11 protein-coding genes and 5 tRNA genes are annotated in these 13,167 nt (G+C 54.7%); 6 read left to right on the top strand and 10 right to left on the bottom strand.

Annotated features, from left to right (window positions below):
* From ccoG to ccoN, 5 genes are all read right to left on the bottom strand, one after another.
* Positions 1–1,437 carry a cytochrome c oxidase accessory protein CcoG gene (gene ccoG, locus LG300_RS12685; RefSeq protein WP_404375681.1) on the bottom strand — a complete coding sequence of 479 codons (1,437 nt, stop codon included), beginning with the start codon at positions 1,435–1,437 and terminating at the stop codon, positions 1–3.
* 195 nt (positions 1,438–1,632) lie between these two features.
* Positions 1,633–2,562, bottom strand: coding sequence for a cytochrome-c oxidase, cbb3-type subunit III (gene ccoP, locus LG300_RS12680; protein ID WP_404375680.1), 930 nt, complete (start codon positions 2,560–2,562; stop codon positions 1,633–1,635).
* A complete protein-coding gene (locus tag LG300_RS12675) occupies positions 2,559–2,780 on the bottom strand; it encodes a cbb3-type cytochrome oxidase subunit 3 (protein ID WP_404375679.1) in 222 nt (73 codons plus the stop codon). Before LG300_RS12675 ends, ccoP begins: the two co-directional genes overlap by 4 nt.
* A 3-nt stretch (positions 2,781–2,783) precedes the next feature.
* Complete coding sequence (ccoO, locus tag LG300_RS12670; RefSeq protein WP_404375678.1) at positions 2,784–3,392, bottom strand: cytochrome-c oxidase, cbb3-type subunit II; 609 nt, start codon at positions 3,390–3,392, stop codon at positions 2,784–2,786.
* Positions 3,393–3,411: 19 nt separating this feature from the next.
* Positions 3,412–4,836: a cytochrome-c oxidase, cbb3-type subunit I gene (ccoN, locus tag LG300_RS12665; RefSeq protein WP_404375677.1), complete on the bottom strand. Its 1,425-nt coding sequence runs from the start codon at positions 4,834–4,836 to the stop codon at positions 3,412–3,414.
* Between the two features lie 165 nt (positions 4,837–5,001).
* Here ccoN and LG300_RS12660 point away from each other — a divergent pair, with 165 nt between their 5' ends.
* The 6 genes from LG300_RS12660 to LG300_RS12635 all read left to right on the top strand — a co-directional run bounded on the left by LG300_RS12660 (position 5,002) and on the right by LG300_RS12635 (position 6,414).
* On the top strand, positions 5,002–5,757 hold the full coding sequence (locus LG300_RS12660; RefSeq protein ID WP_404375676.1) for an alpha/beta fold hydrolase: 756 nt from the start codon (positions 5,002–5,004) through the stop codon (positions 5,755–5,757).
* Between the two features lie 70 nt (positions 5,758–5,827).
* Positions 5,828–5,903: transfer RNA gene (locus LG300_RS12655), tRNA-Val, on the top strand.
* A gap of 46 nt (positions 5,904–5,949) precedes the next feature.
* Positions 5,950–6,026 (top strand) — tRNA-Asp (locus LG300_RS12650).
* Positions 6,027–6,061: 35 nt separating this feature from the next.
* A tRNA-Asp gene (locus LG300_RS12645) sits at positions 6,062–6,138 on the top strand.
* 51 nt (positions 6,139–6,189) lie between these two features.
* A tRNA-Val gene (locus LG300_RS12640) sits at positions 6,190–6,265 on the top strand.
* A 72-nt stretch (positions 6,266–6,337) separates the two neighbouring features.
* Positions 6,338–6,414 (top strand) — tRNA-Asp (locus LG300_RS12635).
* A gap of 151 nt (positions 6,415–6,565) precedes the next feature.
* Here LG300_RS12635 and LG300_RS12630 read toward each other — a convergent pair.
* The 5 genes from LG300_RS12630 to LG300_RS12610 all read right to left on the bottom strand — a co-directional run bounded on the left by LG300_RS12630 (position 6,566) and on the right by LG300_RS12610 (position 12,808).
* Positions 6,566–6,967, bottom strand: coding sequence for a heme-binding protein (locus LG300_RS12630; protein ID WP_404375675.1), 402 nt, complete (start codon positions 6,965–6,967; stop codon positions 6,566–6,568).
* Positions 6,968–7,047: 80 nt separating this feature from the next.
* On the bottom strand, positions 7,048–8,280 hold the full coding sequence (glcF, locus tag LG300_RS12625; RefSeq protein ID WP_404375674.1) for a glycolate oxidase subunit GlcF: 1,233 nt from the start codon (positions 8,278–8,280) through the stop codon (positions 7,048–7,050).
* Between the two features lie 14 nt (positions 8,281–8,294).
* Positions 8,295–9,395, bottom strand: coding sequence for a glycolate oxidase subunit GlcE (gene glcE, locus LG300_RS12620; protein ID WP_404375673.1), 1,101 nt, complete (start codon positions 9,393–9,395; stop codon positions 8,295–8,297).
* A gap of 17 nt (positions 9,396–9,412) precedes the next feature.
* Positions 9,413–10,912, bottom strand: coding sequence for a glycolate oxidase subunit GlcD (gene glcD / locus LG300_RS12615; protein ID WP_404375672.1), 1,500 nt, complete (start codon positions 10,910–10,912; stop codon positions 9,413–9,415).
* 204 nt (positions 10,913–11,116) lie between these two features.
* The gene (locus tag LG300_RS12610) at positions 11,117–12,808 is read right to left on the bottom strand and encodes an L-lactate permease (RefSeq protein WP_404375670.1); all 1,692 of its coding nucleotides are present in this window, start codon (positions 12,806–12,808) and stop codon (positions 11,117–11,119) included.
* Positions 12,809–13,167 lie beyond the last annotated feature (359 nt).

Raw genomic sequence — 13,167 nt, 5'->3', positions numbered from 1 at the left:
TTATCTCCTAATATCGCCTAAGAAGCGCGCTTCGCGGGCCTGACGAATTTGTTCATCTTGCTGTGCTTGCAACGTAAAGGTAATGGCATGGCTGGGCTGGCTGAGCGTCTCTGGATCAGCGAGCACGGTAATTACCTGAATACGTGACTCACCGGCTGGCACCTGTAAGGTGGTGTTATCCAGCTGCAGGTTAGGCAGGCCGGACGCGCTAATATTATAGATATGGTCTTCGTTATCTAGGTTGCGCACGGTGAGGCTGTAAACGTTGCTAATCAGCCCATCACGAGTCATTTGATACAGCTGTGTGCGCTCCCGCTCGGCATCGAAGCTCAGCGGGGTGCGGTCATTCACTGCCCAGGCAAACGTCGCCACCATCACCACTAGGGCAACAAAATAGCCGATTAAGCGCGGGCGCAGAATATGGCTCTTTTTGCCTTCCAGCGCGTTTTCGGTGGTGTAGCGAATGAGGCCTCTAGGGTAACCCATTTTATCCATGACGCTGTCGCAAGCATCGATACAGGCGGCACAGGTGATGCACTCGTATTGCAGGCCGTCGCGGATATCAATACCAGTGGGGCATACCTGCACACACAGTTCACAGTCGATGCAGTCACCCAAACCAGCTTCTCGCGCTTGAGTGTGGCTTAGTGATTTTTTGCGGCTTCCCCGCGGCTCGCCTCTGGTTTGATCGTAGGAGACGATGAGGGTGTCGCGGTCAAACATTACGGACTGGAAGCGGGCATAAGGGCACATATAAATGCATACCTGCTCACGCAGCCACCCCGCGTTTAAGTAAGTAAATACTAGAAAAAAGCCTACCCAAAAATAAGACCAGCCGTGGGCCTCTAAAGCAGGTAACTCAACAACAAGATCACGTATTGGCGTGAAATAGCCTACGAAGGTGATACCTGTTGCCAGAGCGATGAGTAGCCAAGCGGTGTGCTTAGCACCTTTACGCCACGCTTTGTTAGCGTTCATCGACTGCTTGTCGAGCTTGATGCGTTGGTTGCGTGTCCCTTCGATACGGTGCTCAAGCCAGATAAAAAGAAACGTCCAAACGCTTTGTGGGCAAGTGTACCCGCACCATACGCGCCCAGCAAAGACAGTAATAAAAAACAGCCCAAAGGCGCAGATGATCAGTAGCCACGACAGGAGAACAAACTCCTGGGGGTAAAATGTGGCGGCGAAAATATGAAATTCGCGACCCGGCAAGTCAAACCATACCGCAGGACGGTCGCCCCAGTTCAGCCAAGGCAGAAGAAAGAACCCCATCATTAGCGCCCAGTTGGCGCTGCGCCGTACTTTTTGGAAGAGGCCTTTTATTTCGCGCACATAAATGTGGCGACGCTTGGCGTACATCTCTTGGGTAATCGTTTCTTCAGGGGTGTGATGCCCAACGGTTGGCGGCGTAATATCGTGGCTAGGTATTTTTTCCATGGCAGTGATCGCAGCTCAAATAGGCAGGAGTGGTCGGCAGCATGGGTATCGTGATGCTAGATAACGCAGCTGTATGCCGTGTCGCTAAACAATAGTGTAACGGATAGAGGGGACTACTGAACGGCCGCTAGATGAAGAAAGGGTGCGGTATGTAACCGCACCCTTCTACTAAGCGTTACAGGTCGACCAATGAACTTAGTCGTTGAAACGCAGGCTATAAACGTAGGCCGCTACAAGGTGAACACGCTCTTCACCAATGTAGGCCGCCTGAGCCGGCATATGACCATTCCGGCCATTACGCAGCGTTTGACGAATTGAGTCGGCAACGCTCTGGCCAGGTGCCAGGTAGAGCCAAACGTCATCAGTCAAGTTAGGCGCTCCTAGAGCCGTATTGCCCGTGCCACTTGGAGTGTGGCACGCCGCACAAGCGGCTAGATAGGTGCTTTCACCGCTTGCTGCACGCTCAGCATCATGCTCTTCACCAGATAACGACAGCACGTACTGGGTCAGATTCTCGATGTTATTTTCACCTAGCTGCTGCCAGGAAGGCATTAAGCCGTTACGGCCATTGTTTAAGCTAGTGAGAATGTTTTCTGGTTCACCGCCGTAGAGCCAATCGTCATCAGTCAGGTTTGGAAAGCCGTAGCCACCCTGAGCGTTAGAGCCATGACATACAGCACAGTTATTCAAGAAGATACGCTCGGCTACCTGCATAGCTTCAGGATCTTGTGCTAATTCAGGAATTGGCACTTCTTGGTATTGGGCAAAAATTGGCGTGAAGCGCTCTTCTGCGTCGGCCACCTCTTCTTCCCACTGGCTCTCCTGAGACCAGCCCAGAATGCCTGCATAGTTACCCAGGCCTGGGTAGAGCACCAAATAACCTAGAGCAAACACAACAGTTAGAACGAATAGCTGAAACCACCACCGAGGAAGTGGATTGTCATACTCTTCGATGCCGTCTGCTGCGTGGCCAGTGGTTTCAACATTGCCGTCTGGATCTGGAGTTTTGTCAGTTCGGCGGTTGGCTAGCAAAATCCAAACGCTCAGAGCGATTGTGCCCAGCGTGACGACAATAATCCAGGCGCTCCAGAAGCTGGATAGGGAGTCACCCCATAAATTATTCATCTATTCTTATCTCCCCTGTCGTGGCGGGAATCCGCTTCGTGTTCTGTCGAAGCATGCTTGTCACGGGTCGGTTGCTTATCTTCATCATCGGCGAAGGGCAGGTTAGCTGCTTCGTCAAAGTCTGGTTTGCGACGCTTAGAGTAGGCCCATAGACAAATGCCTATAAAAGCGACAATCAAAATCAGCGTGATAAGGCCGCGGAAAGTTCCCGTATCCATAACTTAACGAGTGCCCTCAAGCACGGTTCCTAGCTGCTGTAGGTAGGCGACCAAGGCGGTAATTTCCTGGGTGCCGCGAACATCAGCAGTAGCATTGGCGATGTCTTCATCGGTATAGGGCACGCCTAACTGGCGGAGGGTGCGCATTTTATCCGGTGTTGCTTCGCCATCGAGGGTGCGTTCAAACAGCCAGGGGTAGGCTGGCATAACGGACTCCGGTACTACATCGCGCGGGTTGTACAGGTGTGCACGATGCCAGTCATCGCTGTAACGGCCGCCAACACGTGCCAAATCTGGCCCGGTACGCTTGGAACCCCACAGGAAGTTGTGCTCGTAAACCTGCTCGCCGGCTACGTTATAGTGGCCATAACGCTCGGTTTCCGCGCGGAAGGGGCGCACCATCTGAGAATGACAGCCTACACAGCCTTCCCGGCGATAGATGTCACGACCTTCCAGCTCCAGTGCGGTTAAGGGGCGAAGCCCCTCAACCGGCTCGGTGGTCTGCTTTTGAAAGAACAGCGGTACCACTTCGGCCAAGCCACCGAAGCTGATCACAACCAGGATCAACACGGCGAGTAGGCCAACGTTCTTTTCAACAATCTCGTGTTTCATTGGTCTTAACTTCCCCGGTTTAAGCGGCTTGCGGCGCAGTGATGCCAAGGGCTTCGCGACGCTTCACGGTCATGTACACGTTAAACGCCATAATCAGCATGCCGGTTACCCAGAAGAGGCCGCCGATCATGCGGACAATGTAGCCGGGGCCGCTTGCCTCAACAGACTCCACAAAGGTGTACATCAGCGTGCCGTCAGCATTGATGGCGCGCCACATCAGGCCTTGCATGATGCCGTTAACCCACATGGCGGCGATGTACAGTACGGTACCGATCGTTGCTAGCCAGAAGTGCACAGCGATCAAGTTAACGGAGTACATTTCGGTGCGGCCAAAGACCCGTGGAATCAGGTGATACATGGAGCCGATAGTGATCATCGCTACCCAGCCGAGTGCACCAGAGTGAACGTGGCCGATAGTCCAGTCGGTATAGTGCGACAGCGCATTGACGGTCTTGATCGCCATCATCGGGCCTTCAAAGGTCGACATACCGTAGAACGACAGGGCAACCACTAGGAAGCGCAGTGTCGGGTCGGTGCGCAGCTTATGCCAAGCGCCTGACAGGGTCATCATGCCGTTGATCATACCGCCCCAAGAGGGAGCCAGTAGGATGATTGACATAATCATACCGAGAGACTGAGCCCAGTTAGGCAGCGCGGTGTAGTGCAGGTGGTGAGGGCCTGCCCACATGTAGATCATGATCAGCGCCCAGAAATGGACGATAGAGAGACGGTAGGAGTAAACGGGCCGCTCTGCTTGCTTTGGTACGAAGTAGTACATCATGCCCAGGAAGCCAGCTGTGAGGAAGAAACCTACCGCGTTGTGGCCATACCACCACTGCACCATGGCATCGACAGCACCTGCGTAAATGGAGGTGGAGTACATGGGCGTGACAGGAATCGCGGCGTTATTGACGATATGTAATACCGCAACCGTCAAAATAAAGGCAGCAAAGAACCAGTTAGCCACATAAATATGCGAAGTGGCGCGCCTTTTAATGGTCATCAAGAAAACGATCGCATAGCTTATCCACACGACAGCGATCAGAATATTGATTGGCCACTCAAGCTCTGCGTACTCTTTTGTGGTGGTGTAGCCCAGTGGCAGCGTTACCACTGCGGAAAGGATAACCGCTTGCCACCCCCAAAAGGTGAACGCTGCGAGCTTGTCAGAGAACAGCCGTGTCTGACAGGTCCGCTGTACGACGTAGTAAGACGTCGCAAAAAGCGCTGAGCCACCGAAGGCGAAAATAACGGCGTTAGTATGTAACGGACGCAGGCGCCCGAAGCTAGTCCAAGGTAAGCCAAGGTTCAGTTGCGGCCAAACCAACTGGGAGGCAAGGATAACGCCAAGCGCCATACCTACGATGCCCCACACAACGGTCATAATCGCGAACTGCCGAACTACCTTGTAATTGTAGGTCGGGTGTTCCAATGCTGTGCTCATTTCATGTTCCCATCGAACGCGGTTAGGGGGTAACCCGTGACATTTTGCACGGGTGCGGCCACCCGCTTGATGATGCAGGTCAAGATCCGACATAGATTCTATCGCAGCCGAGGCTTAAGCTGAACACGCCAATAGATGTAACATTGAATTACTAGGAGCTATAAAGTGTCCTATTACGCTGGACTTGAGTTCGTATCTATTAAGCCAGAGGCGCTTTCAGAACGGCTAGCGTGCCCCACCACTCAGCGGTTTATCGTTGATGGCTATGGGCCAGTCAGCGTTTCTGGCCGCTCGGAAGTAGGGCGAATACTACTGGCGCATGGAGCGGGAGCAGGACACTTGTCTGATTTCATGCGGCAATTTGCCGCTACGCTCTCCAGTCAAGGCGTACAAGTATGGGCGATTGATTTCCCCTATATGCAACAGATGAATGAGCAGGGAAAGCGTCGGCCCCCACCACCGGTGAAGAAAACAGTTGAGCATTTTGCAGCCTGGTATGACTTGCTGGCCGCTCTAAACGCTGGCCCGCTATGGGTGGGTGGTAAATCCATGGGAGGGCGGGTTGCTTCCCTCTTTGCCAGCGAGCGCAGTTGCGAGGGGGTAGTGGCAGTAGGCTATCCATTCCACCCGCCTAAAAAGCCTGAGTCACTGCGCACGGAGCACTTTGCGTCTATTGAGTCCCCTATGCTGGTTCTCCAAGGCGAGCGCGATCGCTTTGGTAGCCGTGAAGAGGTGGCAGGCTATGATTTACCGGCTTCTATTCACATAAACTGGCTTACTGACGGTGACCATGATTTCAAGCCTCGGCAAATATCTGGTGTAAATCAGCAAGTTTTGATTGACGAGGCGGCCATAGTTGCGGCATCCTTCGTCCGCGCTCAGTTAGCGGATGCCGCAAGAACGTGCAGTACCCTGGTTTAAATCAAAAATTTAAACACAAGGTGTTGACATTCAGCCAAGCTTCTGTAGAATGCAGCGCCACGTGACCAGCGGGTGGTTAGCTCAGTTGGGAGAGCACCAGCCTTACAAGCTGGGGGTCACTGGTTCGAACCCAGTACCACCCACCATTTATTTGGCGCCCTGGAAACGTAACGTAGTAAGTGATGTATATGCGGACCGGTAGTTCAGTTGGTTAGAATGCCGGCCTGTCACGCCGGAGGTCGCGAGTTCGAGTCTCGTCCGGTCCGCCATCATCATCTTAATCTGCAGTAAGTTATCGCTATTCGGACCGGTAGTTCAGTCGGTTAGAATGCCGGCCTGTCACGCCGGAGGTCGCGAGTTCGAGTCTCGTCCGGTCCGCCACGATAACTTGATAAGTAGCAATATTGATAAGCGATAAGCTTTCAATACCCTGGGTGGTTAGCTCAGTTGGGAGAGCACCAGCCTTACAAGCTGGGGGTCACTGGTTCGAACCCAGTACCACCCACCATTCAAGAAAATGTTTATGCGCCTCTGAACCGCTTAAACAATACGTCTGAATGGTTAGTGTGTGTCTTAACGTGGACCGGTAGTTCAGTCGGTTAGAATGCCGGCCTGTCACGCCGGAGGTCGCGAGTTCGAGTCTCGTCCGGTCCGCCATAAGCACCTGTCGGCAGTCAGTTACTGATAAAGCCGAACAATTTCTAAAAAGCCCGAATCTCTGATTCGGGCTTTTTTATTGCGCGCTCATTAATAACAATGAAGCAGCGTGCCGTTGCTCTATGGCACGCTGCTTGGCGGGCACGAATGCTTAAGCGATCACGCTCACGCCAGCCTTGGCGATTTGCACGTCTTGATCCGGCTTCACGCCGGAGATACCAACGGCGCCCACGACTTGGCCGTCCACAATGATCGGCACGCCGCCAGATAGCAGGCCTTGCAGCGGAGCGGATACGAAGGCGGTACGGCCACCGTTAATCATCTCTTCAAATACTTGGGTCTCTTTACGACCTAGGGCCGCGCTACGCGCTTTTTGGGTAGCGACATCGGCGCTGAACGGGGCGGCACCATCCAAACGGCGCAGTGCCAACAAGTGGCCGCCGTCGTCGGTAACGGCAATAGTGACTGGCCAACCGTTGCTGTCTGCCTCTTTCTGGGCAGCGTCTAATACCTGAATAACGTCGGCCTGACCTAAAACAGCTTTGGTTTGCATCGAATAATCCTTTTTATCAAGGGGAGTAAGGCGCTGCGCCTGGCAGATACAGCGTTGCAAAGCGCAGCGAGCGTTGAAGGTTATACCAGGGCATCGTCTACGACTTCCACCCAGTGGCGTACCGGCGTGCGGTTAGCGCTTGCCAGGTGCGTTTGACAGCCGATGTTGGCGGTCACAATCACCTCGGGGTTGCCCGCTTCCAAAGCGTTCAGCTTGTTATCGCGGAGCTGAGTAGCGAGTTCAGGTTGCGTAACCGAATAAGTACCCGCCGAGCCACAGCACAGGTGGGCATCTTTCACGGGCGTCAGGGCGAAACCGAGTTTGCTAAGCACGCCTTCCACTGCACCGTTGAGTTTCTGGGCGTGTTGTAGTGTGCAGGGGCAGTGAAACGCCAAGCGCTGGTGTTCTTTAAGCTTCAGTTCTTCGAGTGGTTCGTCGCGCAGAATTTCGACGATATCCTTGGCCAGCGCGCTGACCTTTTTGGCTTTTTCAGCGTAGGCGGGGTCGTCCTTGAGCATGTCGGCATACTCTTTCACGAACGCGCCACAGCCGCTGGCCGTTTGTACGATGGCTTCCGCCCCCTGCTCAATGTGCGGCCACCAGGCATCGATGTTGGCACGCATACGCTCGCGGCCCGCCTCCTGGGCATTGAGGTGGAAGTCGATGGCTCCACAGCAGCCTGCTTCACTAATCGGCGTGACGCTGATGCCCAAACGATCAAGTAGGCGTGCCGTGGCTGCGTTGGTGTTAGGCGAAAGGCCTGGCTGTACGCAGCCTTCTAGTATCAACACCTTGCGGGCATGGCGCTGGCTGTCGGGGCGCTGGCCCGCATCTACCGGTGCGGGCGGCATTTTGCTGCGCAGTTTGCCGGGCACTAGAGGCTTAAAAGTTTGCCCTAACGTTAGCAGCGCTTTGAAGCGTTTCGGGTCGACCAGCATTTTGCGCAGCGCATAGCGCTGGGCGCGTTCTGCCGCCGGGCGTGGTACACGGCGATCAATTTCCGCGCGGCCAATATCCAATAACTTGTGATACTCCACGCCAGACGGGCAGGTGGTTTCACAGTTGCGGCAGGTCAGGCAGCGGTCTAGGTGCAGGCGAGTCTCTTCGGTGACTTGGTCGTCATCATCGCGGCTCTCCAGCAGCTCTTTCATTAAGTAGATGCGCCCGCGTGGTCCGTCTCGCTCATCGCCCAATAATTGATAGGTGGGGCAGGTAGCGTTACAGAAGCCGCAGTGTACGCAGGTACGTAGAATGCGCTCGGCTTCCTGAATATGCGGTTTCTGGCGGTCGGCATCGGTAAAGTGCGTCTGCATGTCAGCTCTCCTGATTAAAATGCCGCATAAAGACGACCAGGGTTGAAAATGCCGTGGGCATCCAGCTCGGCCTTCAGGTTGCGATGGTACTTCTCCACCACTGGGTTCAGCGGAGTAAACGGCGACTCTGCGCCCCCTTGGGCATGCGGGGTGTAGCAGGTGGCGTGGCCTCCGGCTTTCTGGCATGCCTCGCGCAGCGTTTCTGCAGGCAGGGCGGTTTTCACCCAGCGCTGGCTGCCGCCCCAGTCATAGAAAATATCGCTTTCATCGATGGCGAGTTCCAGTGGTGCGGTATGGGGCGGTAGCGATAAGCGCCACAGCGCCTGCCCTTCGCCGAGGCTAAAAAAGTCATGCTGCTGATCGCGAAGCTGCTGCCAGAAATCCGCAGAAAGCGCTTCACCGCCCAGGCGCTCTTTGGTGGCCTTGACGGAGCTTTCGCCGCCTTCTAGGCGGATAAACAGCTCGCCTGCATGCCATGCCGCAGCGGTGATTGGCAGCGGCTGGCGGCCAAGCTCAGAGAGCTTCGCTAGGGCGTCTTTCAGTCCCATAGAGAGGCGCAGGCTATGGCTGGCAGTTGGGATAGGCAGCACTTTAAAGGAGATATCGGCCAGCACGCCTAGGGTACCTTGGGCGCCTGTCATCATGCGGGAAAGGTCATAGCCCGCGACATTTTTCATCACTTCTCCGCCAAAACGCAGCAGCTTGCCCTCTTGGGTAATGATTCGCGTACCCAGGACAAAATCCCGCGCAGCCCCAGCCCAAGGGCGGCGGGGGCCAGACATGCCGGTGGCCACCGCACCGCCAATAGTGCTGGCCTCGCCAAAGATCGGAGGCTCGAAGGGTAGCATCTGGTTTTGCTCCGCCAGCGCAGCATTTAGCGCGTTTAAGCGGGTGCCGGCCCGCACGGTAACGACCAGTTCCACGGGGTCGTAAGAGACGATGCCGCTATGTGCTGCGACGTTGAGCGGCGTGCCCTCTACCGGACGGCCATAAAAAGCCCGCGTATTGCCCGCTACGATGCGTAGCGGGGTGCGGTCGTGGTAAGCGCTGCGAACCTGTTCGCACAGTTCAACGGCGATATCTTGGTCGGCAGCCTGTGTCGCTAGTTCGGTCATGGTCGATCCTTATGGCATCAGAAGCGGGGCAGTTCTGGATGCGGTAACTCGTTGTTGTGCACATGCATGGCGCCAAATTCGGCGCAGCGCGCCAGGGTCGGAATGTTCTTCCCTGGGTTGAGCAGCCGTTTCGGGTCAAACGCTGCTTTCAGCGCGTGGAAGACCGTTAGCTCATCGGGCTGGAACTGGCTGCACATTTGGTTAATTTTCTCGCGCCCCACGCCATGCTCGCCAGTAATCGAGCCACCGGCTGCCACGCATAGTTCCAAGATCTTGCCACCCACATCTTCTGCCAGAGCAAGCTGACCCTCTTTGTTGGCATCGAACAGAATCAGCGGGTGCATGTTGCCGTCCCCTGCGTGGAAGACATTGGCCACGAGCAAGCCACTCTCTTCTGACAGTGCTGCAATGCCCTTCAAGACGCGCGGTAGCTCGCGGCGTGGGATGGTGCCATCCATGCAGTAGTAGTCCGGCGACATGCGGCCTACGGCGGGGAAGGCGTTTTTACGCCCTGCCCAGAATTTGGCACGCTCCGCCTCGTCACGGGCCTGTTGAATATTGGTGGCACCGGCTTTCTCAAGCACACGGCGAACGGTATCGCAGTCGTCGTCCACATCAGCTTCTACGCCGTCCAGTTCACAAAGCAGAATGGCTTCTGCTTCAACCGGGTAGCCTGCCTTAATGAAATCTTCGGCCGCTTTAATGGCGAGCTTATCCATCATCTCTAGCCCACCGGGAACAATGCCTGCGGCAATAATATCGCCTACCGCGCGGCCTGCTTTTTCAACATCGTCGAAGCTAGCCATCAAGACTTTGGCGGTTTCCGGTTTGGGCAGCAGCTTAACGGTGATTTCCGTCACCACGCCCAGCATGCCTTCGGAACCATTCATCAGCGCTAGCAGGTCAAAGCCGGGTGCATCCAGCGCTTCAGAGCCCAGCGTCATATGCTCGCCTTCAATGGTCAGTACATCCACCCGCATCACGTTATGCACGGTGAGACCGTACTTCAGGCAGTGTACGCCGCCCGCATTTTCAGCCACGTTGCCGCCAATCGAGCAGGCGATTTGCGAAGAGGGGTCGGGGGCATAGTAGAGCCCGTAAGGAGCGGCCGCCTCGGAAATGGCAAGGTTACGCACCCCTGGCTGAACGCGGGCAATGCGCGCGTCAGGGTCAACGCTGATAATTTGGTTAAAGCGTGACATGACCAGCAGAACACCCTGCTCTAAAGGCAGTGCACCGCCAGAAAGGCCGGTACCCGCGCCACGGGTGACGACCGGTACTCCCAGGGCGTAGCAGCGCTTGAGCAGGCCTTCAACCTGTTCCAGCGTTTCTGGCAGGGCCACCAGCATCGGCAGTACACGGTAAGCAGCTAAGCCATCGCATTCGAAGGGGCGTAAATCCTCCTCCCGGTGCAGTAGCGTTAATGATGGCACAGCGCTCTGCAGGTCGCTTAGCACCTCGGCTTTATCACGGTGGACGAGCTCACCATCAAGGCGCTCGTCGAATAGGATATTCATAGTAACTCCTGTGGATGAGGAGGGCAGAAAGCTATCTAATCACTTGATGGAAAATATTTCCATAACGTGTTTGTTTTTTTGGAAGTATTTTTCATAAAGAGTTAGTGAGCGGTGGCTAAAACATTAGACAACTACCGTTTGATACAGTGCTGGGTAGCCCTAGGGCTACCCAGCAGATGATGACCAATGAGGTAAAGAGGCCCTTTACATCAACGGGTCAGTCACCCCTAAGACATAAAACGCGATGAGCGCGATAATGCCAGCAAAGACGAGGTAATAGATGGTCGGGATAATCGTCTTGCGAATGGTGGTGCCTTCGCGGCCGAGCAGGCCGACGGTAGCGGACGCCGCTACAACGTTGTGAATCGCAATCATATTACCCGCTGCGGCGCCTACTGCTTGTAGGGCCACCATCATGGCAGTAGACAGGCCCAGCGTTTCAGCAACGCTGAACTGGAACTCTGCCAGCATTAGGTTAGACACTGTGTTGGAGCCTGCAATAAATGCTCCCATAGCGCCCACCGCAGGAGCGAAGAACGGATAGATACCGCCCACACCGTCTGCTACGGCCTGTGCCATCATCACCGGCATAGAGACGAGGTCCGCACCATTGACACCAGAGTTAATCAGAATACGCACCATCGGCACGGTGAAGATCAGCACAAAGCCCGCACCAAAAATGGTTTTGGTTGACTCGGAGACCGCTGCACTCATCTGACGCGGATTCATGCGGTGTAGGAAGTAAGTCACCAGTACGACCGCCAGGATAATACCGCCCGGGAGGTAGAGTGGCTGAATACCACCGCTGACACCCGCTTCGCCGAAAATATTCGCCCAGCTCAGGTTGATCGAAGTGAGTGCGGCTTTGAGCGGCTCAATAGTGCGTGAAGCCACCAGGAACAGGGCGAGCAGCACGTAAGGCACCCAACCTTTAAAGGTCGACATCGGCGCTTTACCCGCTACATCGTCAAGCTTGATTTGCAGGTTGCCGATCCACTCGTCCGGCCAAGAGGTTGATTCTGGGAAGTCCCAAGTATCTTTGGGCAGTAGGAAGCCTTTACGTGCCGCAGGCACCACAATGGCTAGGCCGATCATCGCGCCAATCATGGAGGGGAATTCCGGTCCAAGCAGTACGCCCACCAACATGTAAGGCACAACAAACGAGATGCCAGTGAAGATGGCGAAGGGAGCAATAGAGAGCCCTTCTTTCCAGGAGCGGTTAGCGCCGAAGAAGCGTACCATCACCAGCACCAAAATCAGCGGCATCAAAATACCCACAATGCCGTGTGTGATGGCGACAGAGCTGGTGACCTGCTGGAAAAAAACGTCCCAGGTAGAGCCGGACGCTTCAAGCTGTGACGTGATCTCAGCACGGTTCAAACCGCTACCCACACCCACCACGATAGGCGTGCCCACTGCACCAAAAGATACCGGCGTGGATTGAATCATCATACCCACGACAACTGCTGCCAGGGCAGGGAAGCCCAGCGCCACCATCAGTGGTGCAGCAACGGCAGCGGGGGTGCCGAAACCGGAAGCACCTTCAATAAAGCAGCCAAACAGCCAGGCAACAATCAGCGCTTGCACGCGACGGTCAGGACTAATGCCCGAAAAACCGTTACGAATTGCAGTGATACCGCCGGAGTGCTTGAGCGTGTTGAGCAGCAAGATAGCGCCAAAAATAATCCACAGTAGGCCAGCGGTTTGGATAAGCCCCTGTACGGTGGATGCCGCTACGCGGCTAAATGACATATCCCATGCGGTCAGACCAATAATGGCTGCCGTGAGAAAAACAATCGGCATCGCTATTTTGGCAGGAATTTTGAAGCCAATAAGCAAAATCCCAGCCAGCAACAGCGGCAGAAATGCCAGAAGTGCGAGTATAGTTTCATTCATGGGAGGAACGGCCCCTTGTTATTGATTTGGTATGCTCCGCAGTAGCCAACTGATCATCTTCAATGGCAGTTGGGTCAGTGTGAAAGATACGGTCAGGCGAGCTGTATGACTACATTGGAAAATTGGTATTACCATTTTTGCGGAGGTATTCAAGGTTATTTTGAAGCCATTGATTGTATTTAAGTTTTTGTTTTTTATTGATTTTTAATTTTTCAGGTGGGAAAAAGTAGCTGGGTAGTCATTAGACTAATAGACAGTACTGCTAGCGACCGCTCTACTGGTTAAGTCACTGCGTGTAGCATTAACGATTTAGCTCAATGTGGGCAATCTGTCTATCTCGTAAAAAAGGAAACCTAACA

The organism is Vreelandella aquamarina (assembly GCF_044805175.1).
GTDB classification, from domain to species: domain Bacteria; phylum Pseudomonadota; class Gammaproteobacteria; order Pseudomonadales; family Halomonadaceae; genus Vreelandella; species Vreelandella aquamarina_B.
Note: the sequence above shows the minus strand (reverse complement) of the source record. Positions and strands in the feature narration are given on the sequence as shown.

Excerpts from the sequence above, each read along its gene's own strand:
- ccoG (WP_404375681.1), bottom strand. The coding sequence starts at position 1,437 with ATGGAAAAAATACCTAGCCACGATATTACGCCGCCAACCGTTGGGCAT.
- ccoP (WP_404375680.1), bottom strand. The coding sequence starts at position 2,562 with ATGAATAATTTATGGGGTGACTCCCTATCCAGCTTCTGGAGCGCCTGG.
- LG300_RS12675 (WP_404375679.1), bottom strand. The coding sequence starts at position 2,780 with ATGGATACGGGAACTTTCCGCGGCCTTATCACGCTGATTTTGATTGTC.
- ccoO (WP_404375678.1), bottom strand. The coding sequence starts at position 3,392 with ATGAAACACGAGATTGTTGAAAAGAACGTTGGCCTACTCGCCGTGTTG.
- ccoN (WP_404375677.1), bottom strand. The coding sequence starts at position 4,836 with ATGAGCACAGCATTGGAACACCCGACCTACAATTACAAGGTAGTTCGG.
- LG300_RS12630 (WP_404375675.1), bottom strand. The coding sequence starts at position 6,967 with ATGCAAACCAAAGCTGTTTTAGGTCAGGCCGACGTTATTCAGGTATTA.
- glcF (WP_404375674.1), bottom strand. The coding sequence starts at position 8,280 with ATGCAGACGCACTTTACCGATGCCGACCGCCAGAAACCGCATATTCAG.
- glcE (WP_404375673.1), bottom strand. The coding sequence starts at position 9,395 with ATGACCGAACTAGCGACACAGGCTGCCGACCAAGATATCGCCGTTGAA.
- glcD (WP_404375672.1), bottom strand. The coding sequence starts at position 10,912 with ATGAATATCCTATTCGACGAGCGCCTTGATGGTGAGCTCGTCCACCGT.
- LG300_RS12610 (WP_404375670.1), bottom strand. The coding sequence starts at position 12,808 with ATGAATGAAACTATACTCGCACTTCTGGCATTTCTGCCGCTGTTGCTG.